Origin of the sequence: Thalassospira sp. UBA4513 (assembly GCF_002388495.1) — a bacterium.
Taxonomy (GTDB): Bacteria; Pseudomonadota; Alphaproteobacteria; order Rhodospirillales; family Thalassospiraceae; genus Thalassospira; species Thalassospira tepidiphila.
This window is the reverse complement of record NZ_DGMR01000035.1, coordinates 133833-155430: the sequence shown is the minus strand read 5'-3', so window position 1 is coordinate 155430 and position 21598 is coordinate 133833. Positions and strand designations below refer to the sequence as shown.

Annotated in this window: 19 protein-coding genes; 9 read left to right on the top strand and 10 right to left on the bottom strand. The window is 56.3% G+C overall.

Annotation, left to right across the window (positions count from 1 at the left end; genetic code table 11):
- The 7 genes from B2T33_RS14765 to B2T33_RS14735 form a co-directional block, all read left to right on the top strand.
- The coding region (locus B2T33_RS14765) for an Asd/ArgC dimerization domain-containing protein (RefSeq protein ID WP_286792444.1) at positions 1-456 on the top strand (456 nt) is incomplete at its 5' end.
- 189 nt (positions 457-645) lie between these two features.
- A complete protein-coding gene (locus tag B2T33_RS14760) occupies positions 646-1596 on the top strand; it encodes a sugar-binding transcriptional regulator (RefSeq protein ID WP_063089203.1) in 951 nt (316 codons plus the stop codon).
- 198 nt (positions 1597-1794) lie between these two features.
- Positions 1795-3105 (top strand): ABC transporter substrate-binding protein, encoded by a 1311-nt coding sequence (locus B2T33_RS14755; RefSeq protein ID WP_040823061.1) that lies wholly within the window; start codon positions 1795-1797, stop codon positions 3103-3105.
- 164 nt (positions 3106-3269) lie between these two features.
- Positions 3270-4142 (top strand): carbohydrate ABC transporter permease, encoded by an 873-nt coding sequence (locus B2T33_RS14750; RefSeq protein WP_008889800.1) that lies wholly within the window; start codon positions 3270-3272, stop codon positions 4140-4142.
- 9 nt (positions 4143-4151) lie between these two features.
- Positions 4152-4982 (top strand): carbohydrate ABC transporter permease, encoded by an 831-nt coding sequence (locus tag B2T33_RS14745; RefSeq protein ID WP_008889799.1) that lies wholly within the window; start codon positions 4152-4154, stop codon positions 4980-4982.
- A 39-nt stretch (positions 4983-5021) separates the two neighbouring features.
- Positions 5022-6029: an ABC transporter ATP-binding protein gene (locus tag B2T33_RS14740; protein WP_063089204.1), complete on the top strand. Its 1008-nt coding sequence runs from the start codon at positions 5022-5024 to the stop codon at positions 6027-6029.
- Positions 6030-6107: 78 nt separating this feature from the next.
- Positions 6108-6878 (top strand): SDR family NAD(P)-dependent oxidoreductase, encoded by a 771-nt coding sequence (locus B2T33_RS14735; RefSeq protein WP_286792443.1) that lies wholly within the window; start codon positions 6108-6110, stop codon positions 6876-6878.
- Between the two features lie 103 nt (positions 6879-6981).
- Here B2T33_RS14735 and B2T33_RS14730 read toward each other — a convergent pair whose 3' ends face one another.
- Positions 6982-8226, bottom strand: coding sequence for a winged helix-turn-helix domain-containing protein (locus tag B2T33_RS14730; protein WP_286792442.1), 1245 nt, complete (start codon positions 8224-8226; stop codon positions 6982-6984).
- Between the two features lie 175 nt (positions 8227-8401).
- Between B2T33_RS14730 and B2T33_RS14725 the strand changes: the two genes are divergently transcribed.
- On the top strand, positions 8402-10324 hold the full coding sequence (locus B2T33_RS14725; protein ID WP_286792441.1) for an SLC13 family permease: 1923 nt from the start codon (positions 8402-8404) through the stop codon (positions 10322-10324).
- 21 nt (positions 10325-10345) lie between these two features.
- Here B2T33_RS14725 and B2T33_RS14720 read toward each other — a convergent pair whose 3' ends face one another.
- From B2T33_RS14720 to B2T33_RS14705, 4 genes are all read right to left on the bottom strand, one after another.
- Positions 10346-11209, bottom strand: a complete 864-nt coding sequence (locus B2T33_RS14720) for a DUF2971 domain-containing protein (protein WP_286792440.1) — start codon at positions 11207-11209, stop codon at positions 10346-10348.
- Positions 11210-11393: 184 nt separating this feature from the next.
- Positions 11394-12293 carry a bifunctional methylenetetrahydrofolate dehydrogenase/methenyltetrahydrofolate cyclohydrolase FolD gene (gene folD / locus B2T33_RS14715; RefSeq protein WP_210519076.1) on the bottom strand — a complete coding sequence of 300 codons (900 nt, stop codon included), beginning with the start codon at positions 12291-12293 and terminating at the stop codon, positions 11394-11396.
- Complete coding sequence (locus B2T33_RS14710; protein WP_197146597.1) at positions 12290-12622, bottom strand: DUF167 family protein; 333 nt, start codon at positions 12620-12622, stop codon at positions 12290-12292. The genes folD and B2T33_RS14710 overlap by 4 nt, the downstream gene beginning before the upstream one ends.
- A gap of 37 nt (positions 12623-12659) precedes the next feature.
- Positions 12660-12956, bottom strand: coding sequence for a YggT family protein (locus B2T33_RS14705; RefSeq protein WP_008889791.1), 297 nt, complete (start codon positions 12954-12956; stop codon positions 12660-12662).
- Positions 12957-13233: 277 nt separating this feature from the next.
- Between B2T33_RS14705 and B2T33_RS14700 the strand changes: the two genes are divergently transcribed.
- Positions 13234-13836, top strand: coding sequence for a DNA-3-methyladenine glycosylase I (locus B2T33_RS14700; protein ID WP_286792438.1), 603 nt, complete (start codon positions 13234-13236; stop codon positions 13834-13836).
- Here B2T33_RS14700 and B2T33_RS14695 read toward each other — a convergent pair.
- From B2T33_RS14695 to B2T33_RS14675, 5 genes are all read right to left on the bottom strand, one after another.
- Positions 13833-14882: a LacI family DNA-binding transcriptional regulator gene (locus B2T33_RS14695; protein WP_064781198.1), complete on the bottom strand. Its 1050-nt coding sequence runs from the start codon at positions 14880-14882 to the stop codon at positions 13833-13835. The two genes, B2T33_RS14700 and B2T33_RS14695, sit on opposite strands and share 4 nt — an antisense overlap.
- Before the next feature lie 116 nt (positions 14883-14998).
- A complete protein-coding gene (locus B2T33_RS14690; protein WP_286792437.1) occupies positions 14999-15610 on the bottom strand; it encodes an alpha-ketoglutarate-dependent dioxygenase AlkB family protein in 612 nt (203 codons plus the stop codon).
- A gap of 95 nt (positions 15611-15705) precedes the next feature.
- A complete protein-coding gene (locus tag B2T33_RS14685) occupies positions 15706-17157 on the bottom strand; it encodes an efflux transporter outer membrane subunit (protein WP_286792436.1) in 1452 nt (483 codons plus the stop codon).
- 1 nt (position 17158) lies between these two features.
- Complete coding sequence (locus B2T33_RS14680; RefSeq protein WP_197146593.1) at positions 17159-20350, bottom strand: efflux RND transporter permease subunit; 3192 nt, start codon at positions 20348-20350, stop codon at positions 17159-17161.
- Positions 20351-20352: 2 nt separating this feature from the next.
- The gene (locus tag B2T33_RS14675; RefSeq protein WP_197146592.1) at positions 20353-21522 is read right to left on the bottom strand and encodes an efflux RND transporter periplasmic adaptor subunit; all 1170 of its coding nucleotides are present in this window, start codon (positions 21520-21522) and stop codon (positions 20353-20355) included.
- Between the last annotated feature and the right edge of the window lie 76 nt (positions 21523-21598).

Here is a 21598-nt window from a genome sequence, read left to right as displayed (position 1 = left end):
ACCAAACAGATCGCCTTTAACGTCATCCCGCATATCGACAATTTCATGGATGATGGCGCGACCCGCGAAGAATGGAAGATGTCGGTCGAGACCCGCAAAATCCTTGCGCCGGAAATCGCCGTTCATGCCACCTGCGTGCGCGTTCCGGTCTTTGTCGGCCATGGCGAAGCGGTCAATATCGAGTTTGAAAAACCGATCACGGTCGAAGAAGCTCGCAAGGCGATGAAAAACTTCCCCGGTGTTTCGGTTGTCGATTACCGTCAGGACGAAGGCTATGTCACCCCGCAGGAAGTCCAGGGCGAAGACAATGTCTTTATCTCGCGCGTGCGCAAGGACCCGACGGTCGCAAACGGCCTGTCACTATGGTGTGTTGGCGACAACCTGCGCAAGGGTGCCGCCCTGAACGCGGTTCAGATTGCCGAAAAACTGGTCGCAGAATTCTTGCCGAAGAAATAAGCGATCCCTTGGATCGGCAACAGATTTCAAACAAAACCCGCCTGTCATGGGCGGGTTTTGTCATTCCATATCCCGGCAAGATGCTGGTCAGAGGCAAAAAAAGGCGCTAGGGAAAAAGAAGACAAATTTTCAAAAGCAAAAAATACCTGTTCGCCTTTTGGCAACGGATCAAAAAGTCCGGGGAATGAGATGGTCAAACGCACCCGCAAGGAAGCGGCCCGCCTCGATGAAGCAGCCCGCGCTGGCTGGCTTTATTACTGTGCTGGCAACACGCAAGATGAAATCGCCCAGAAGCTTGGCGTGTCACGCCCGACCGCACAGCGTCTGGTGTCCGCAGCCGTCAGCGAGGGGCTGGTAAAGGTTCGCCTCGATCATCCGATTGCGCGCTGCATGGAACTGGGCAAGGCGATCTGCGAGACCTATGGCATTGCTGGTTGCGATGTGGTGCCAACCGATCCGGCGGCACCCGATGCGATGTTTGGCATGGCGCAGGCGGCGGCAAACTATCTCGAACGTGCGCTGCATTCTACCGAACCAAAAATCATCGCACTTGGTACGGGGCGCGCCATGCGCGCCATGGTCGATGAAATTGGGCGTATTGATGCCTATCATCACAAGATCGTATCCCTGGTCGGCACCATCGCCCATGACGGGGCGGCGAGTTTCTATGACGCGGTGACCGACCTTGCCGACCGCACCCGTGCGCCGCATTACCCGCTGCCGATCCCTGTTATCATTGCCGATCCGCAGATGCGCGAACGCATGCAGCAACAGCCCCCGATGGACAATATCCTCAAGCTCGCGCGCGAAGCCGACATCCGCTTTATCGGGGTCGGGCATCTTGGCGATGATGCGCCGCTGCATATTGACGGCTTTATCTCGAAAGACGAGCTGGTGTCACTGCGCGAAAGTGGCGGCATCGGTGAAGTGATCAGTTGGTCCTTTGATCAGGACGGCAATATCCTCGATCATCCGGTCAATCATTGCGTGACCAGTGCGCCGGCTGTTCAGCCCGCAACCAACACCATTGCGGTCGCCAAGGGTGCGAAAAAGGTTGCCGCGATTCGCGGTGCGATGCGTGGCCAACTGATTTCAACACTGATTACCGACGAAGCCACTGCGGAAAGTTTGCTGCGCTAGCACGCGGCATTTTTCACCCACACAGCAAATAGTTCTGCGCTCTGCCACTCATATCGGCAGGGCGTTTCTTTGTGCGCCGCAAAAACGATTTTGTTTGACAAGCAATAGCGAAATTGAGTGAATGCTCATTACCTGAACAAATGATCAATGTGGGCAACCGAAGTTGCTCAGCGGGTAAATAGTCCTTTGGGAGGAAATATGAAACGCGTAATGGGAGTAGCGCTTTGTGCGCTGCTGGCAGGCGGTGTTGCACACGCCAATGCCGAAACGAAACTGACCATCGCTACGGTCAACAACGGTGACATGATCCGCATGCAGAAGCTGACGGATGATTTCACCTCCAAGAATCCTGACATTTCCCTTGAGTGGGTCACGCTCGAGGAAAACACCCTGCGTCAGCGCGTTACCACTGACATCGCCACCAAAGGCGGTCAGTATGACGTCATGACCATTGGTACCTACGAAGTGCCGATCTGGGCTGAAAAAGGCTGGCTCGCACCGCTTGATAATCTTGGTTCCGACTATGACGTCGATGACCTGATGCCTGCGATCCGCTCTGCCGTTTCCAACGATGGCCAGCTTTATGCGGCCCCGTTCTACGGCGAAAGCTCGATGATGATGTACCGCACCGATCTGTTCGAAGCTGCCGGTATTGAAATCAACGGTCGCCTGACCTGGGACCAGACCCTTGAAATCGCCAAGAAGCTCCACAAGCCTGACGAAGGTGTCTATGGCATCTGCCTGCGTGGCAAGGCCGGTTGGGGTGAAAACATGGCGCTGATCACCACCATGGGCAACGCCTTTGGTGCACGCCTGTTCGACGAGAACTGGAACCCGACCTTCGACAGTGCCGAGTGGAAAAATGCCCTCGACATGTATACCAACGTCCTTGGTAATTACGGTCCTCCCGGTGCGACCTCGAACGGCTTTAACGAAAACCTTTCGCTGTTCAACTCCGGCAAATGCGGCATGTGGATTGATGCCACCGTTGCTGCATCCTTCGTGACCAACCCCAAAGAATCCAAAGTTGCAGACAAGGTCGGCTTCACCGAAGCTCCGTGCGCTGTCACCTGCACTGGTGCGAACTGGCTCTGGGCTTGGAACCTTGGCATTCCGATGGGTTCCCAGAAAGTAGAAGCAGCTCAGAAGTTCATCTCCTGGGCGACCTCGAAAGCCTATCTGGAACTGGTTGCCTCCAAAGAAGGTTGGGCAAACGTACCGCCGGGCACCCGTATGTCGCTTTATCAGAACCCGAAATATCTTGAAGCGGCACCGTTCGCAGACGAGACCCTTCTGGCGATCGACAGCGCAGACCCGATCAACTCGACCCTGGAACCGAAGCCGTATGTTGGTGTTCAGTTCGCTGCAATCCCTGAATTCCAGGGTATCGGCACCACGGTCGGTCAGCAGTTCTCCGCAGCCCTTGCAGGTCAGATGAGTGTTGAAGAGGCTCTTTCGGCCGCTCAGTCCAGCACCGATCGCACCATGCGCAAGGCTGGTTACTACTGATACACTACCCAGACCGGACTTCCGCCCTTGATGCGACGTCCGGTCTGAACCTCCTTGACCTGAGAGAAACTTGGGTGGTGGTTGCAAAACACACCACCCTTTTTTTCCCTTAAAGACTAGGCTCAGGGCCTAAGGATCGAAACGACAATTTCGGGGAGCACATCATGTCGACACGGGCCTCGACCCTTACCGGGCGTATCATGTCCGCACCGTCGATCATCGTCCTGTTCTTGTGGATGGCCGTCCCGCTGGGCATGACGATTTACTTCTCCTTCCTGCGCTACAACCTGTTGTCGCCGGGAATGGAAGAGTGGATCGGTACACTTAACTACGAATTCTTCCTGACAGATCCGGCGTTCTTCGCGTCCCTTACCAACACTCTTTTGCTGGTTGGGTCTGTTCTGGTCATCACGGTGGTGGGTGGCATCCTTCTGGGTCTGATGCTTGATCAGCCGATCTTCGGGCGCGGTGTCTTGCGCCTGCTGGTGATTGCACCGTTCTTCATCATGCCGACCGTGAATGCGCTGGTCTGGAAGAACCTTTTGATGGATCCGGTGTCAGGCATGTTTGCCTGGATCGCCAGCCTGTTTGGGCTGCCCGCGATTGACTGGTTCACCAATGCACCGCTGACCTCGATCATCATCATGGTGTCCTGGCAATGGTTGCCCTTTGCCGTTTTGATCCTGTTGACTGCCCTGCAATCGCTTGACCGCGATCAAAAAGAAGCCGCCCAGATGGACGGTGCCGGTCCGGTCGCGATCTTCTTCTATATTACGCTGCCGCACCTTAGCCGTGCGATCACGGTGGTCGTTCTGATCGAAACCATCTTCCTGCTCACCGTCTTTGCCGAAATCTTTGTCACCACTGGTGGTGGACCGGGCCTGGCAACGACCAACATCGCCTTCCTCGTTTATACGCAGGCGCTGTTGCAGTTCGATGTTGGTGGCGCATCTGCCGGCGGCATTGTCGCGGTCATTCTGGCCAATATCGTGGCGATCTTCCTGATCCGCCTCATCGGCAAGAACCTGGACAAATAGGGGCACGACATGGAAAGCAAACAAACACCCCTTGGCTATGTCAGCTTCTCGGTCTTCGCGTGGATCGTGGGTCTTCTGATCTTCTTCCCGATCTTCTGGATGGTGCTGACCAGCTTCAAGACCGAACTCGAAGCGGTTTCCATCCCGCCGAGCTTCATTTCGTTCGACTGGACACTGGAAAACTATGCCGAGGTCCAGCAACGCTCGAACTATTTCAAGTTCGCGATGAACTCGGTGATCCTGGCGGTCGGGTCCACCCTGGTCGGTCTGGTCTTTGCCGTGACCTGCGCATGGGCAATGGCCTTTAACCCGACCAAGCGCACCAAGGACGCCCTTCTGTGGATGCTCTCGACCAAGATGATGCCGCCGGTCGGCGTTCTGGTCCCGATCTATCTGGTGTTCCGCGATTGGGGACTGCTTGATACCCGCTTTGGTCTGATCATGGTTCTGTTCTTGATGAACCTGCCGATCATGGTCTGGATGCTCTACACCTATTTCAAGGAAATCCCGACCGACATCCTCGAAGCGGCCCGCATGGATGGCGCAACCCTGCCCAAGGAAATCATCTTTGTGCTGTTGCCCATGGCGGTTCCCGGCATCGCATCGACCATGCTGCTCAACATCATCCTGGCATGGAACGAAGCCTTCTGGACGCTCAACCTGACAACGTCCGATGCAGCCCCGCTGACAGCTTTCATCGCCTCCTACTCAAGCCCCGAGGGCCTGTTCTGGGCGAAGCTTTCAGCCGCATCGACGCTCGCGGTTGCCCCAATTCTCGTGATTGGCTGGTTCTCTCAGAAACAGCTGGTTCGTGGTCTGACATTCGGCGCGGTCAAGTAACCGCAGCCTGATAGCAATCTGGAAAGAAGGAACACCAAAATGGGTGCTATCCGACTGGAAAAAGTCAAGAAAACCTTCGGCACACTCGATGTTATTCCCGGTGTCGATCTTGATATCAATGACGGTGAATTCGTGGTCTTCGTCGGTCCGTCGGGCTGTGGCAAATCAACGCTTCTGCGACTGATTGCAGGCCTAGAAGACGTCACCGATGGCAAAATCCTGATCAACGGAACCGATGTCGCCAACGAGGCCCCGGCCAAACGCGGCCTGTCCATGGTCTTTCAGTCCTATGCGCTGTATCCGCATATGACGGTCTATAACAACATTGCGTTTGGCCTGAAAATGGCTGGTGAAAGCAAGGAAGTTATCGAAGAGAAAGTCCAGTCTGCGGCCAAGATCCTGAACCTGACCGACTATCTTGAACGTCGCCCGGGTGCACTATCGGGTGGTCAGCGTCAACGTGTCGCCATTGGCCGTGCGATTGTCCGCAACCCGGCAGCCTTCCTGTTTGACGAACCGCTTTCCAACCTTGATGCGGCGCTGCGTGTGAACATGCGGCTCGAAATCACCGGTCTGCATCAGGAACTCAAAACCACCATGATCTACGTGACCCACGATCAGGTCGAAGCCATGACCATGGCCGACAAGATCGTAGTCCTTCAGGCGGGCCGTGTTGAACAGGTCGGCAAGCCGATGGAACTGTACAACAACCCGACAAACAAGTTTGTCGCAGGCTTTATCGGGTCACCGAAAATGAACTTCCTGGGCGGGGAGCTTGCCAAAAAATACGATTGCCACGAAATCGGCATTCGCCCGGAACACTTCGCGGTCAGCACCGAAAAGGGTGAAATCCCGGCAACCGTCAAGATCGCCGAACACCTTGGTGCCGAAACATATCTTCATGTCGAAGCCGACGGTCTCGGTCCGATGACGGTCCGTGCCACCGGGGAAATCCCGCTTGGCGAACATGACAAGATTTTCCTGACCCCGGAACAGGATCGCATCCATCGCTTTGATGCCCAAGGGCTGGCGCTGGCCAAATCCTGATACGTGCAAAAACCGGATCGCGATGTCCCACAAACATTGCGATCCCGTCTTACCAACCAAGCCACTTGTGAGTCCAAAATGTATCTGAAAAAGTTCGATCTTACGGGCCGTCGGGCCTATGTCACTGGCGGCGGTCGTGCCATCGGCCTGTCCTGCTGCGAAGCTCTGGCAGAGGCCGGCGCCCATGTCATCATCGGTGACATCAGCGAAGGTGTTGCCGAAGAAGGCCGCGATTACCTGAAATCCAAAGGCTATTCGGCTGATATCGACATCATGGATGTCACCAACACCGATCAGGTCCGTGCAAGTGCCGAAAAAATGGCCAAGCAGGGCGGCGTTGATATCCTGGTCAACAATGCCGGTATCGCGCGTTCGGAAACCCCGGCAGAAACCGTCACCGATGAACATTGGCTCAATGTCATTGACGTCAACCTGAACGGCACCTTCTGGTGCTGCCGTGAATTCGGCAAGCAGATGCTTGAAAAGAAAAGCGGCGTCATCGTCAATGTCGGTTCCATGTCCGGCTTCATCGTCAATAAGCCGCAGGAACAGGCCTATTACAACGCCTCCAAGGCAGCGGTCCACCACCTGACCAAGTCGCTGGCGGCCGAATGGGGCAACCGTGGTGTGCGCGTCAATGCGGTCGCACCGACCTATATCGCAACCCCGCTCAATGAATTCGTAAAATCCAAGCCGGAAATGTATGACGCATGGATCAACGGCACCCCGATGGCCCGTCTTGGCCTGACCGAAGAAATCGGATCGGTTGTCCTGTTCCTTGCATCTGATGCTTCCAGCCTGATGACCGGGTCCATCGTTCTGGCAGATGGGGGTTACACCTGCTGGTAAGGCCAGGTGAAACAATATGACCACATTGTCCTGAAGCTTTTGTGGTCAGCCAGTTCGACGGATAAACGGGGCGCGGATGTGGGACCTGCGCCCCGTTTACCTTTTACCCAAACTGGTAGCGTACTGAGCCTAGATACTTTGAAAAGTCATTGGCGGGCATCACCTCGACCCCGCCCAGTCCCAAAAAGACCGCCAGCCGTTGCAGGTTTTCCATCAACGGCCCGGCAACATCGGCGGCCTTCACATGGTCTTCAAGATGCGCGCTCTGCACTCTGAGCACCCCGGCCTGCCGATCTGATTTCAAATCCACCCGGGCAACAAATTCGCCATTTAACATGAATGGCAAAACGTAATAGCCGTATTGGCGTTTCTCGGCCGGAACATAAATCTCGATCCGGTAGTTAAAGCCGAAAATCCGCTCCACCCGATCGCGTTCCCACATCACCGGATCAAACGGCACCATCAGGCATGTGGGTTTGGCACGTGACCGCGGATTGACCTTCGGGCACAGATAGCCTGGCTGTTTCCAGCCTTCGACGTCGGCTTGCAACAGCCGGCCCTCCTCGACCAGTCGCGCCAGACAGGCTTTGGTTTCATCGGTTGGCAGACGGAAATATTTGCGCAGATCAATCTCGGCGGCGACCCCCATGGTGGCAATCCCCTGACAGATCAGATCGCACATCGCATCCTGCCGATCCCGGTCGGGTTCATGTGCCGCGTCGCCAATGATCCGATACGGCAAATCATACTCGCGCTCAAAACTGCTGCGCCGTTTGCGCGCCATCACCTGCCCGCTCCAGAACAGATATTCCATCGCGGTTTTGGTATTCGACCAGCCCCACCATTTCTCGCTGCTACGTCCCTCGGTCTCAAGGGAACTGGCTGCGACCGCGCCCTCTTGGTCAATATGGCGCAGGATGTTGTCAATCAGATCGGGTTGTTCACGCTGAACCCGCGCGATCCGTCCCCACGTGCCCATGCCCCGTTCGGCATCTCGCATCCGCCAACGATAAAGCGGATAATCCTCAACCGGGATCATTGATGCTTCATGACCCCAATATTCAAACAGCTTGCGCTGGCGCGCCGTTCCCCAGACCATTTCATCAAGCATCTTCGGGTCATAAACGCCCAACCGCGAAAAGATCGGCATGTAATGCGCCCGTGTCAGGACATTGACACTGTCGACCTGCAACATATTGGTCGCCCGGATGGTTTTAAGGATCTGGCGCTTGGTCACATCCCGGTCGGGATTGGCGGCAAAGCCCTGCCCGACAAGTGCGAGGTTACGTGCCTGTTTGGCAGATATCGAAACGGTCGGGGACGGGATGGCAGCACTGTCAATCGGCATCAGGACACACTTGGAAAATCGAATAAAAACAGGTGCATGCTAACACAGGCTCCTGACAATTCTGGCAGGATGATTTTGCCGTCGTTCGCACGGACGAACTTGACCGCGCATCACCGCCCTCATAGGCTTCAATCCTGATCGCGACAAAAGCGCCCCAACAAACAGGACAGCCCGAATGACCACCCCGCAAATCATGATTCTGGCCGTGCTGCTTGGCACCGTCGTGCTGTTTTTATGGGGGCGCTGGCGCCATGACATGGTGGCGATGGCATCCCTTCTGGTTTGTGTGGTTCTGGGGTTGGTTCCGACCGACGGGGCCTTTGTCGGATTTGGTCATCCGGCCGTGATCACGGTCGCCTGTATCCTGATCCTGTCATCAGCCCTGCAAAGGTCGGGGGCGGTTGATACCCTTTCGCGCACTGTCCTGCCGCAATCGGCCGGGCCGTTTGTCACCATGGCAGCACTCAGCCTTCTGGCCGCGATCTTGTCGGCCTTCATGAACAATGTCGGGGCACTGGCGCTTTTGATGCCGATTGCCCTGCAAATCGCCAACAAACAGGACCTGCCACCAGGCAAAATCCTGATGCCGCTTGCTTTTGGCTCGATCCTTGGCGGCATGACGACGCTTATCGGTACGCCCCCCAACCTGATAGTTTCGGGCTTTCGCGCCGAGGTAAACGGGGCAGGCTTTTCGATGTTTGATTACAGCCCGGTCGGCGTTGCCATCGCCCTTGCCGGACTGCTGTTTGTGATTCTGTTGGGCCGCTTTCTGGTACCAACCCGTCAACGCGCCGGGGCCGAAGGGTTCGAGACCGGATCCTATTTGACCGAGGCCCGCATTACCGAGGGCAGCAAGGCCATCGGCATGTTCATGCGCGACATCAATGACGAGCTTGAAAAGTCGGACGCGCAGGTGATCGGCCTGATCCGCAACGAACGCCGCATTCCGGCACCAAGTCCCTATCGCGAACTGCAACAAGACGACATCCTGCTGATCGAAGCCGAACCCGAAGGACTGGCAAGTGCCCTTTCCGGCCTTGAACTGACCCTTGAAGCCGAACTGCGCAGCGAAGAAGCCAACGCCGAACAAAAGGAAGAAGCCAAGGAACAGGTCCGCGCGCAAAAGGCCCAAAAGGCAGCCGAAAAATCCGGCGACGCGCCAAAGGCTGACGCCGAAAAGGAAGACGCCTCCAAATCGGAGAAAAAGGACTCTGATACAAAGAAAACGGCCCTTCAGTCAGACGATATCTCCCTGATCGAGGTCGTGGTCCTGCCGAACGCATCCTTCATCGGGCGATCTGCGGCCGATATCCGCATCCGCAGCCGCTATGGCATCAACTTGCTGGCCCTGTCCCGTCAGGGACACCGTTCGATGTCACGCTTGCGCACCATGAAAATGCAGGCCGGGGACGTGCTTTTGATGCAAGGCACGCCTGCGGCCATTAACGAATTTGGCAATCGCCTTGGCTGCGCGCCGCTTGCCGAACGGTCGCTCAACCTTGGCGACAAGACACAGGCCTTCAAGGCCACCGCCATCATGGCCGTTGCGATTGCGCTTGCGGCCTTTGGCATCCTGCCTGCCGCCATTTCGTTTGCACTTGGTGTGCTTGCCACTTTGCTGGTGGGTGTGGTCTCGCCGCGCACCCTTTATGATGCGGTCGACTGGCCGGTTGTGGTGTTGCTGGCCGCGCTGATCCCGGTCGCCAATGCCATGGAAAGTACTGGCAGTGCCGATTTGATTGCGCGCTTCCTGCTCGATACCGTCGCACAAGGAAGCGCGCCAGTTGCCCTTGCCCTGATCCTTATTGTCACCATGACGCTCTCGGACTTCATGAACAATGCCGCAACCGCCGCTGTCATGTGCCCGATTGCGATTGGCAGTGCCGCCCAACTCGATGCCAGCTCCGACCCGTTCCTGATGGCGGTTGCGATTGGCGCCTCCTGTGCGTTCCTGACCCCCATCGGCCATCAGAACAACACCCTCATCCTCGGCCCCGGTGGCTTCCGCTTCAGCGACTACTGGCGCCTCGGCCTGCCGATTGAAATCATCGTTGTGGCGGTTGGTGTGCCGATGCTTCTATGGGTTTGGCCACTTTAATCCTCGAGAAGCAGCATTTGTTTATCGATAAGAAGATTTTGAGGTCGTCACAGCGACATCAGAAAAGCCAAACCTAACTAGGGCTCCTTGGATAATCCTTTCAGGAGTTATGTTCCTTGGACCTAGTATTACTTCTTGGATGGGTTTTTGCGACAAGCTCAACAACGGAAATCTTCTATACGGAATTATGCGATCCGCCGCAGACCGATACTCCATTCTTGTCAGATCACTAAGGTTTTCTTTTGTTCCTCGCAAAACAATCGAAACAAGCCGCCATTCCATTTCTTCCTTAAAGGCAGGGTTCTTCATTTGAAACATTTCAAACCCCATACTCATCAACAAGGAATTAAGATCGCCGAATGCCTTTGTATACCTTTTCTGTTCTTCTTCCGTCGGCTGAAACAGCAGTCCCCCGAAGGGGTTTAGAAAAGCTCCTTTCTCAAGAAACTCGACTATTTTCTCAACTGGAATTTTGAGATTATTTTGCTGCGCCTCTAGATCATAGTTCACTTTTCTTAAGTTAAAACTAATATTACCACGTTCACCTAAAATCTTTGAAAGCGCCTCAAAATATTCTGACGAAAAGCCAATTGATACTCCCGTTCCGTCATTGGCGTAGCCACGCCACTGACTAAGCAAATCGCCTTCCTCTGAAAGACAGAAGCCAGCAGCGCCAAAAAAAGAAACTACGTTATCAAATATTGATAACAACCGTGCTTTATCTGCCACATCTATACCGTGCTTGTCGCAGAGATCGGACAAAACTCCCCCAAGCCATGTCCCTTCCATACGATCATTCGACAGAGACAACTCAGACGCCCAAATCTCTCTAGCTCGAAGAATGGATAAAAACGTCTCGTTGCTGCAATAATGATAAAGAATCATCTTTCATTCCAATACACCTGAAAGACCGAATTGTGCCGAGCGAAGCATAACAACTATTGCTTGGTGAACATTCCCCTTTTTTGCGGATGCATGCGTAAGCAGAACTATTCCCAAACTGGCTAACATCAAAAACAAAAAAGGGCAGCCATAGGCTGCCCTTTGTAATGTCGCTGATGCCTGTCGCTTAGCTATCAAACCCAAGGTTCGGCACATCAAGGCCATTGGCACGGCAGGCCGAAATCAGGGTGTTGTTGAGCAGACACGCAATGGTCATCGGGCCGACACCGCCCGGAACCGGCGTGATGGCACCAGCCACCTTGGAGGCGGTTTCAAATTCGACATCGCCGACCAGCTTCATTTTGCCTTCAGCGCCTTCAACGCGGTTGATGCCAACATCAATCACGGTGGCACCCGGGGCGATCCAGTCACCCTTGATCATGTTCGGACGGCCAACGGCGGCAACCACGATATCGGCACGGCGGACTTCCTCAGGCAGGTCGCGGGTACGCGAATGCGCGATGGTGACCGTGCAGCTTTCCTTCAGCAGCAACTGCGCCATCGGCTTGCCAACGATGTTTGATCGGCCAACCACGACCGCACGTTTGCCCGACAGATCCCCGAGGGTATCTTTAAGCAACATCAGGCAGCCATACGGCGTGCAGGGCGCGAAACCTTCGCCGCCCGTTGCCAGTGCGCCGGCATTTACAACGTGGAAGCCATCCACATCCTTGGCCGGGTCGATGGCGGCCAGAATGGCCTGCTCGTTGATGTGCTTGGGCACCGGAAGCTGACACAGGATGCCATGGACATTTTCATCGGCATTCAGCTTGGCGATCAGCGCCAGCAGGTCTTCCTCGCTAGTTTCCGCCGGAAGCTTGTGCTCATAGGAATTCATGCCGCATTCAAGGGTCTGTTTGCCCTTGTTGCGGACATAGACCTGACTGGCGGGGTCTTCGCCGACCAGAATGACGGCCAGACCCGGTGTTACGCCATGTTCGGTTTTAAGTTTCGATACTTCGGCTGTGATGTCGGTGCGCAGTTTGGCTGCGAATGCCTTGCCGTCGATGATTTTCGCGTCACTCATATGTCTGTCCGCCCCGTGAGTTGGGATATTTTCGCCATCAGCTCTTCGGGATTTCCGTCGATCAGCAGCGTTTTGGTGCGATCAGTTTGCCCGGAAACAATCCTGACCGACGATTTAGGGCATTTGGCCGCTTTTGCCAAAAGTTTTATCAATGCCTGATTGGCCTTGCCGTTCTCGGGCACGGCCGTTACCGACACCTTAAGCCACTGCTGCCCGTCAGCGTCGGCCACCACATCGCCAATCGCGTTGCGCGATGCCTTTGGTGTTAACCGAACAAACAGCCGAACCCCTGATGGCTCGGACCGTAACACGGGCGAGGGATCAGACATTGTCTAAATGAGACATTTTACTAGGCGAAATGAGACATCAATAGCCGACAAGCGCCATCCGGACATCGGTCTGGATCAGCATGTTGGCGAACTGCAAAATCAGGATCAGGATGATCGGCGAGATATCAATGCCGCCAAGATCAGGCATGATCCGCCGGATCGGGCGCAATACCGGTTCGGTAACCCGATACAGGAAATCACCAACCAAATAAACAAACCGGTTGCTGGTATTGATCACGTTGAACGCCACAAGCCATGACAGGATTGCAGATGCAATCAGCATGAAAATGTAGATCCCCACCACAGTGTCAATAAGCCAAAAAATCGCCAGCATCGCCGCTCCTTACAATCGCCGGGCGCACGGATGCTTTGGGCCCGGAAAGATGTTTGCACGCAGCAAAACCTAGTCGGCAATGGCCGCTAACGCAAGCACACAGCGTTGATTTTGGTGCGATTGGCTCCAAGTTTTCATCGCTTTGTGATCATGCTCACCAACCGGCTTGCCAAAACGCCTGCCAGAAACTGTCAGGAGATGTCAGTCTTCCCCCGATTACAGCTTGCGGGTTCGCGTGCTCCGCGGCCAGAATGCGCACGCCAGAAGGAGGATTAGCATGCAGAACCAAGATCACCTGCGCCACCAGCACCACCCGCGTTGCGGCTGGGCCCTGAGCCATGCCGACAAGCCGTTTTATGTCGATTATCACGACACGGAATGGGGTGTGCCGGTGCATGATGACCGACATTTCTTTGAAATGCTGATCCTTGAAGGTGCGCAGGCGGGCCTAAGCTGGCTGACCATTCTGGCACGGCGAGATACCTATCGCTCGGCTTATGACAATTTCGATGTGAACAAGGTCGCGACCTATGACGCGGCCAAGCAGGAAGCCCTTCTGGCCGATCCGGGGATTATTCGAAATAAATTAAAAGTCGCGGCGTCTATTCAAAATGCGCAAACATTCATCGCCATCCAGAAAGAGTTCGGAAGCTTCGATTCCTACATCTGGTCATTTGTAGGAGGAATGCCGGTGATCAATCACTGGAAACGGATGTCAGATGTGCCGGTTTCGACCGAGCTTAGCGACAAGATCTCCAAGGATCTGAAAAAACGCGGCATGAAGTTCGTCGGCACCACGATCATCTATTCCTTCCTGCAGGCCACCGGCATCGTGATGGACCACACGACGGATTGTTATCGCTACGCCGAGCTCGGCTAGTTCGGGGCCTGAGTAGACCCGCGCAGCAACAGGCTGGTTTGCAGGGTGATGGTTTTGCCCGGTTCATCCGATAGCGCCATTTCGGCGGCAAGTCGGCCTTTTTCCACCGAATCCTGATGCATGGTGGTGAGTGGCGGGTCGGTGCGTTCGCCAGCGACAATACCATCAATGCCAATGACCTTGAGATCGCCCGGCACGTTGCGCCCGATAGCACGCGCAGCGTCAATTGCGCCGATGGCAATCACGTCCGACATGGCGAGAATGCCGTTGATTTCGGGATGGTTTGACAGAAGCTCTGTCGTCATTTGCGCGCTTTGTTCGGACTGGTTGTCGCATTCGATATGCACAACATCACTTGCGGCAATTCCGGCGGCCTCAAGCGCCGCGTGATAGCCCGCCAGCCGTTCGCGCACCACCCGGTGGCTGGCCGCGCCCAGTCGGTTGGGGCTCATCGGGCCGAAATGATCGTGCTCGGTTGCCTGAAGCGACAAAATGGCGAATTTCGTGGCGCCGCAATCAAGTAAATGCTGGGCCGCATTTTTCGCCGCCGAGAAGTCATCGAGCACCACTGTGCCCGCCGCACCGGCAATGTCGGTATCGATACTGATCAGCGGCTGATTGCGACGCTGGATGGCCGCAATGATATCGTTATTATCGGAATAGCAATGCACCAGAAAGGCATCGACCGCGGCGTTATTGACCGCCGCAATCGCCTGTTCGGGGTTTTCCGCCGAAATGATCATGACATTGACCCCATGGCGCGCGCATTCGCGCCCGATCCCGCGCAGCAATTCAATCGCCACCGGATCGGTAAAGGCATATTCAAGATTATCGGGAAACACGACGCCCAGCGCCCCCGCCTTGCCGGTGCGTAGCATGCGCGCCATCACATGCGGCCCGCGATAGCCCAGTTCGCGCGCGGCTTCAAAGATGCGTTCGCGGACTTCCGGGCGGACCAGATCAGGCTTGCCAAACGCATTGGAGGCTGTCCCCTGCGAAACCCCGGCCGCCTTGGCGACATCCAGAAGTTTTACGCGTTTTGCCATGCGTGCCCTATCCCCGAAACTGTCGTGTGTGATCTTTACCCAGTTGAATTGCCGACACTATAGCCAGAACCGGCACGATACTACCAGAACGCATTACCGCGTCAGGATACGATCACTTATCGGCTTTCGGGGCGGGTATTGCGGAAGGTCAGGTTGATCCGCGGGCCGACCTGGCGCGCTGTTTTGGGCAATTGATGCAGCCAGCAATGCTGTGTCGGGCCTGACATGATCAGGGCCGAGTTATGCGGTAAATCGATGCTGAGGCGATCACCGGTTTTCTTGTGACGGAAATGAAACCGGCGTTCCTGCCCGAAGGTCAGGCTGGCAATCACCGGGTTTTCGCCCAGAACTTCCTCATCATCGGCATGCCAGGAAACGCTGTCGCGCCCATCGCGATACTGGTTGAGCAGCACGGTATTAAACGACGCCCCAGCCAGTTCTTCGGCCAAGCTGCGCAAAGGGGCAACGATAGAGGGAAACGGACTGGCCGGGTGATAGACCCCGCTATAGCGATAGGCGACTTCGCCATACCATGCGGTCAGACGCGGGACCGGGATTTCCTTGCCATGGAGTTTGGCGATTTCCTGTTGCCAGACGATGTTGCTTTGAAGCCGGGCAAAGGTTTTGTCGGCTTCATCAACATCCATGATGTCACGCAGCAACAGCACTTCGCCGTCAAAGGGCAAAAGGTTGCGTGGTGGTTCATTGGCAAACAGATCGCCGGTCATGGTTTTCCCCGGAATTCAGATTGCCAAAGACCTAGGATGAACGGCGCCGAAACTCAAGCCACAGTTTGCTGATATGTGCTTTGCCGCAACAGGTTCTAGCCGTTTACCAACGTCACGCCAGCCTCGTTGGCATAACGTTCGACATCCTCGACACTTAAGCCCGCCGCACTATAGAGATTGATGGTTTCAAGTTCCAGATCGGTTTCTGAATCGGCCAATGATTGCAGCGACGTTGTCAGACTGCGCTGGGAATCGAGCACATCAAGAAAGTCCGACAGACCCTGCACGTAGCGCACACGTGACTGTTCAAAGGCATCGCGGTGATATTGCACCGATGCGATCAGGGAATCACGCTGGGCAACCGCCCCGACATAGCCGTAGATCGCACTTTCGACTTCCTCAATCGCGCTCAGAAGCGTCTGGCGATAGGTGAGGAAGGCTTGTTCTGCCTCTTCCTCGGCCACCGTGATATTCGCACGCCGTTCGCCGCCATCATACAGGGTTGCATCGATTAATGCCCCGATCGCCGCCATGGCGGTGCGGACAATCGGGCCTGTGCCATAGCCGGTCACCCCAAGCGCCAGCGACCCATCAAGGGTCAATTCCGGATACAGCGTTGCGGTTTCCACCCCGATTTGCGAGGTCGCGGAAATCAGCGCCAGCTCGGCCGCACGGACATCTGGCCGGCGGCGCAGCAAATCGGCCGGGATGCCAATTGGCGGGCTGCTTTGAAATTCGGGCAGTGGCGATGCATCAAGCAACAGATCACGATGGGTTCCCGGCTGTGCGCCGACCAGAATGGAGATCGCATTGATCGACCGGTCAATCGTGGTTTGCAGGATCGGAACTGTTGCCTCAAGATCGGCGACTTCGGCGCGTGCACGCGACAGATCAAGCTCGGAACCCAGGCCGGTTTGCAAACGGACCTGCACGATGTTGCTGGTCTGGCGTTGCAGATCAAGCGAGTCCCGCAAAAGGGCGAGACGCCGCTGCGCCCCGCGCAGTTCGATATAGTTGCGGATGATATCCGCAATCATCGTGCGATAGACGTCTTCACGCAGGTAAACCTGTTGCAGGTAATCTGCCTCGGCGACTTCTTCCTCGCGGGACTGACCGCCCCAGATATCGGCGGTCCAGGACAAATCAATGCCCGCGCCATAGCCCATATCGGTCACCTGATCGCCATTGGCGCGGCTGGAGGTCGACCGGCTGGCCGATCCGTTAACCGACGCGCCAACCTGCGGCCCATTGGCCCCGGCAACGCCACGTGCAGTCGCCGCAGCCGCACGGATGCGACTGATTGCGATCTGAAGATCGATATTGTTTTCGACCCCTTCATTAATCAGACCATTTAAAACCGGGTCGGTGGTGCTTTCCCACCAGCGGTCCTGTTTGCTTTGATTGGCGGCAATCACCGGGATTTCCGGGGTATAGGCGCCGACAAGATCGAAATTCGGCGCGGTATAATCCGGCCCGACAGACTGACACCCGGCCAGTGCGAGCAGAAGGGCAATTCCCGAAATCGCAGAAATGTGAGGATTATTCATATTATTTCGCACTTCCTTGAAGACCGCCACTTCCGGGCTCCGCCGCGACATGTGATGCCGCCTCGCCATGATCGGGAATGGCTTCGGCAGCGCGCAGTTGCGATTGCAGTTTCTTGCCACCATCGGCACGGGCCGACACCAAGGGGGCCAACAACAGATAAAGCACCGGGGTCAGGAACAATGTAAAGACCGTGGCAAAGCCAAGACCGCCAAACACCACCCAGCCGATGGCTGCACGTGCCTCTGCCCCGGCACCAGTGCCAAGGACGAGCGGCAAGCCGCCCAGAACAGTGGAAATCATGGTCATCATGATCGGGCGCAGACGGACCATTGCGGCATCATGCACGGCATCGCGCACGGATTTACCGGCATCACGGAGCTGATCGGCGAATTCGACAACCAGAATCCCGTTCTTGGCCATCAACCCGACCAGCATCACAAGCCCGATCTGGCTGTAGATATTGATTGAGGTGCCACTCAGCTCCAGCGCATAGATCGCCGCCGCCAAACCAAACGGCACGGTCAACACCACTACAAGCGCGGAGGTAAAGCTTTCGAACTGGGCGGCCAGAACCAACAACACGACAAGGACGGCAATCAGGAAGGTGATCTGTACATCATTGGCGGTTTCACCAAGGGCGGCGGCATTGCCAAGGAACAGGATGCCGACACCGGGTGGCAGCAACTGATCGCCAACCGTGTTCACATCCGCGACCGCCTCGGCCAGGGTATAGCCCGGTGCCAGATTGGCCGAAATGGTGACGGCGCGTTGCTGCCCTTCGCGTTCAAGTTCGGAGGCGACGGCTTCTTCGGTCAAGGTGATGACAGAAGACAGCGGCAGGATGCGACCATTGGTGCCGGTGACAAACAGATTTTCAAGGTCCGACGGGTCATTGATGCTGCCCAACGCACTGCGCAGCTTGATCGGGACGTTCTGGTCATCGACATTGATTTCGGTGACTTCGTATCCTTCGATCATCGCACGCAGCGTGGTATCAAGTTCTTCGATCGGGATACCGAGATCAAAGGCGCGCTTGCGATCAATATTGACCAGAAGCTGCGGCTGGGTGGTTTGATAGGATACCCGAAGGCCGGTGAGGCCGGGATAGTTCGCCTCGATCTCCTGCTGCATGACGCGGGCATTTTCGGCCAGCGTGCGATAGCTTGTCCCGGTCAGGGCAAATTCAAGTCCCTCGCCCGTACCGCCGCGCAAACCCAGACTGTTGGGCTGCCAGACATAGGCCTGCACACCCGGAAGGGCATTCAGATCCCCGCGGATCGACGCGGTAATTTCCTGCTGCGAGCGGGACCGTTCTTCCCACGGTTTTAGCGGGGCGATCACAAGGGCGCGGTTCGGATCCCACAGGCCAACAATGGTGTAGATGTTATAGGCATCCCCCGCCTCGACCACCGGGCGCAGGATGTCTTCAACCGCCTCGACCTGACGGTCCATATAGTCGATGCCGACCCCGTCCGGACCCCGCATGGAAACAAGAATACGTCCGCGATCCTCATCGGGCAGCAATTCCTGCGTAACGTTGGTATAGACGCCAAAGGCAAGCCCACCGGCAACGACACAAATCATTACGGTAATGATCGGGCTGCCAAGGGCGGCTTCGAGAATGCGGCGATAAATCCCGGCGCAGAAGAAGCCGAAACGCTCCAGCATGTTGGGGGCGTCGTCGGCCTTGCCATCATGCGGATCGATATGTTTCAGGCGCGATGCCAGCATCGGACACAGCGACAGTGCGACAAAGGATGACACCACCACCGCAAAGGCCAGCACAAAACCGAATTCACGGAACAGACGCCCCGCCGTGCTTGGCAGGAAAGAAATCGGAACGAACACCGAAATCAGTGTCAGCGTGGTGGCGATCACGGCAAAGAACACTTGGCGCGAGCCGAGCACTGCCGCGGCCATCGACCCAAGCCCCTGATGACGGCGGCGTTGAATGTTTTCAAGCACAACAATCGCGTCATCGACAATCATGCCGGTTGCCAGAACAAGTGCGAGAAGGGTCAGGATGTTGATCGAAAAGCCCATCGCCCAGATGGCGGCAACCGTACCGATCAGGGCAATCGGAATGGTGATGGTCGGGATCAGCGTCGCGGTAAAGGATCTGAGGAACAGATAAAGCACCCCGATCACAATCGCGATGGCAAGACCGAGACTAAAGATTACTTCCCACAGCGCGCCTTCGATAAAGACCGCGTCATCGGAGTTCACGAACACATCAAGATCGTCATATTGCTCGTTGAGGCGTTCAACGACATCGCGCACGCCATTGGAAATCGCAATCGTGTTGGATTGTGCCTGACGGGTAATACTCAGCCCGATCACCGTGCGACCATTCAGTCGCACATAGGATGTTGCATCGTCCGGGCCGTAATAGATATCGGCAACGTCGCCCATCTGGACACCGTCGCGCACCAGCATCTGGTTCAGTCTGTCGACCTCCCAAACGGATGCATCGGCACGAACAAACAATTTCTGATCGGATGATTCAAAACTGCCGGCGGGAATATCAAACTGGGCGGTTCGCAGAAGGTCGGCCACATCCTGAACCGACAGGCCATAACTTGCCATGCGGAGCGGGTCGATGCGCACATGCAAAACGCGTTCGCGATCCCCGTTAACCCCGACCTCGGCCACTCCGGGCACAGACAGCAAGGACGGGCTGATCTGGTCTTCGACGATGTTGGCGAGTTCTTCCTCGGTCAGGCTGTTGCTGACAACCGCAATGCGCATGATCGCACTGGCATCGGCATCGGCCTTGACCACGCGGACGTTTTCCACCCCGTCGGGCAGGCTGCGTTCCGCACGGCTGATGGCTTCGCGGATGTCGCTGGCGGCATCGTTGATTTCAACATCTGGGTAGAATTCGATGCGAATGCGGGCATTGGCTTCTTCGCTTTGCGAACTGATTTCCTTGATGCCACTGACGCGCGATGCCGCACTTTCGATGATCCCGGTGACTTCGGAATCGACCGTTTCCGGCGATGCCCCGTCATAGTCGGCGGTCACGGTGATGGTCGGGCGGTCGACATTGGGCAGTTCGCGAATTTCGACCCCCAGCATCGCGGCAAGACCGGCCAGGATGATCAGCATGGACACCACACTGATCAGAACAGGGCGTCGGATACTGAGTGACGCAAGATCGTTATGATCGTGATTTTCGGTTCCTGTCGTCATGATCAGGACCCCTCGCCAGCGCCTTCGCGGGTGGCAACGCCGCCCGCATCCGACGGCGCATTTTCAGGCGCGGGGTTATCACCGCGAATGGTTGCCGAAACAGTCCGGCCCGGACGCAGACGCAAGACGCCCTCGACCACGACCAGATCACCCTCTTCAATCCCGCCATCCAGAAGGATCCGGCCATTGGTCCGTTTCACAACACGGACGGGAACGCGCGAGACCTTGTCTTCATCGCCGATCCGCCAGACATAGGTGCCTTCATCACCCCACAGGACCGAGATTTCGGCAACAGCGGGGTATTGTTTGCCTTCGATGTCGACATAAACCGCAAAGGACATCCCGGCGAGCAGGCGACTATTGGGGTTTGGCACCCGGGCGCGCACGGCAAAGGTGCGGCTTTCGGGATCGATACGGCTGCCAATAGACTCAACCACACCGGTGAATTCCTCGCCCGGCAGGCTCCAGGTTTCGACCCGGACAGACTGGCCGGGACGGACATTATCAAACCGTGTTTCGGCAACTTCGAAATCGACCAGAATGCTATCGATATTATCAAGCGTTACGATGGCTGTGGAGCTGTCAACACGGTCGCCAGCCTCAACCTGCGGAATGCCGACGATGCCATCAAACGGGGCCAGAATGGTCCGATCGGCCAGATTGACCTCTGCCTGATCAAGGGCAATGCGGGCCTCGGCCAGGGCGGTGCGGGCACTGTCGACTTCGCTTTCGGCAACGGCACCCAGCGGACGGGCCTTTTCATAGCGGGCAAGAAGTTGTTCGGCATCGCGGGCCTGAACAGCAGCAAGATCGCGGGCAAGGCGTTCGCGATCAGAGTCCAGGATGACAAGAACCTGTCCCTCGGTCACCTTGTCACCGGCGCGTACAAGCACATCTGCAACTTCGCCCGACACGGCTGGATAGATCGAAACGCCCAGGGCCGATTTGCCCGTGCCGACCGCTTCGACAACGGTCTTTTCATCCATCAGGCTGGCATATTCGGCAATGACCGGAAGACTGCGTTCGCCGCCACCGCCGCGCTGTGCCGTGCTTGCGGGTTGCGCATCGGGCGCAATTAACGCCGTGATGTCGTCTTTGGCAAAGATATAGGCAGAGGCCGCAACAACAATCAGTGCAACACCTGCGATCAGAAGCGTTGATTTACGCGCCATCACATTGATACTTCCAAGTCGGGCTGACCAAACAACCTTACTGCAAATGACACTGTTCCCGCGCCGGGAAAGTGCC

Coding starts and splice junctions, on each gene's coding strand:
- B2T33_RS14760 (WP_063089203.1), top strand. CDS start 646: ATGGTCAAACGCACCCGCAAGGAAGCGGCCCGCCTCGATGAAGCAGCC.
- B2T33_RS14755 (WP_040823061.1), top strand. CDS start 1,795: ATGAAACGCGTAATGGGAGTAGCGCTTTGTGCGCTGCTGGCAGGCGGT.
- B2T33_RS14750 (WP_008889800.1), top strand. CDS start 3,270: ATGTCGACACGGGCCTCGACCCTTACCGGGCGTATCATGTCCGCACCG.
- B2T33_RS14745 (WP_008889799.1), top strand. CDS start 4,152: ATGGAAAGCAAACAAACACCCCTTGGCTATGTCAGCTTCTCGGTCTTC.
- B2T33_RS14740 (WP_063089204.1), top strand. CDS start 5,022: ATGGGTGCTATCCGACTGGAAAAAGTCAAGAAAACCTTCGGCACACTC.
- B2T33_RS14735 (WP_286792443.1), top strand. CDS start 6,108: ATGTATCTGAAAAAGTTCGATCTTACGGGCCGTCGGGCCTATGTCACT.
- B2T33_RS14730 (WP_286792442.1), bottom strand. CDS start 8,226: ATGCCGATTGACAGTGCTGCCATCCCGTCCCCGACCGTTTCGATATCT.
- B2T33_RS14725 (WP_286792441.1), top strand. CDS start 8,402: ATGACCACCCCGCAAATCATGATTCTGGCCGTGCTGCTTGGCACCGTC.
- B2T33_RS14720 (WP_286792440.1), bottom strand. CDS start 11,209: ATGATTCTTTATCATTATTGCAGCAACGAGACGTTTTTATCCATTCTT.
- folD (WP_210519076.1), bottom strand. CDS start 12,293: ATGAGTGACGCGAAAATCATCGACGGCAAGGCATTCGCAGCCAAACTG.
- B2T33_RS14710 (WP_197146597.1), bottom strand. CDS start 12,622: ATGTCTGATCCCTCGCCCGTGTTACGGTCCGAGCCATCAGGGGTTCGG.
- B2T33_RS14705 (WP_008889791.1), bottom strand. CDS start 12,956: ATGCTGGCGATTTTTTGGCTTATTGACACTGTGGTGGGGATCTACATT.
- B2T33_RS14700 (WP_286792438.1), top strand. CDS start 13,234: ATGCAGAACCAAGATCACCTGCGCCACCAGCACCACCCGCGTTGCGGC.
- B2T33_RS14695 (WP_064781198.1), bottom strand. CDS start 14,882: ATGGCAAAACGCGTAAAACTTCTGGATGTCGCCAAGGCGGCCGGGGTT.
- B2T33_RS14690 (WP_286792437.1), bottom strand. CDS start 15,610: ATGACCGGCGATCTGTTTGCCAATGAACCACCACGCAACCTTTTGCCC.
- B2T33_RS14685 (WP_286792436.1), bottom strand. CDS start 17,157: ATGAATAATCCTCACATTTCTGCGATTTCGGGAATTGCCCTTCTGCTC.
- B2T33_RS14680 (WP_197146593.1), bottom strand. CDS start 20,350: ATGACGACAGGAACCGAAAATCACGATCATAACGATCTTGCGTCACTC.
- B2T33_RS14675 (WP_197146592.1), bottom strand. CDS start 21,522: ATGGCGCGTAAATCAACGCTTCTGATCGCAGGTGTTGCACTGATTGTT.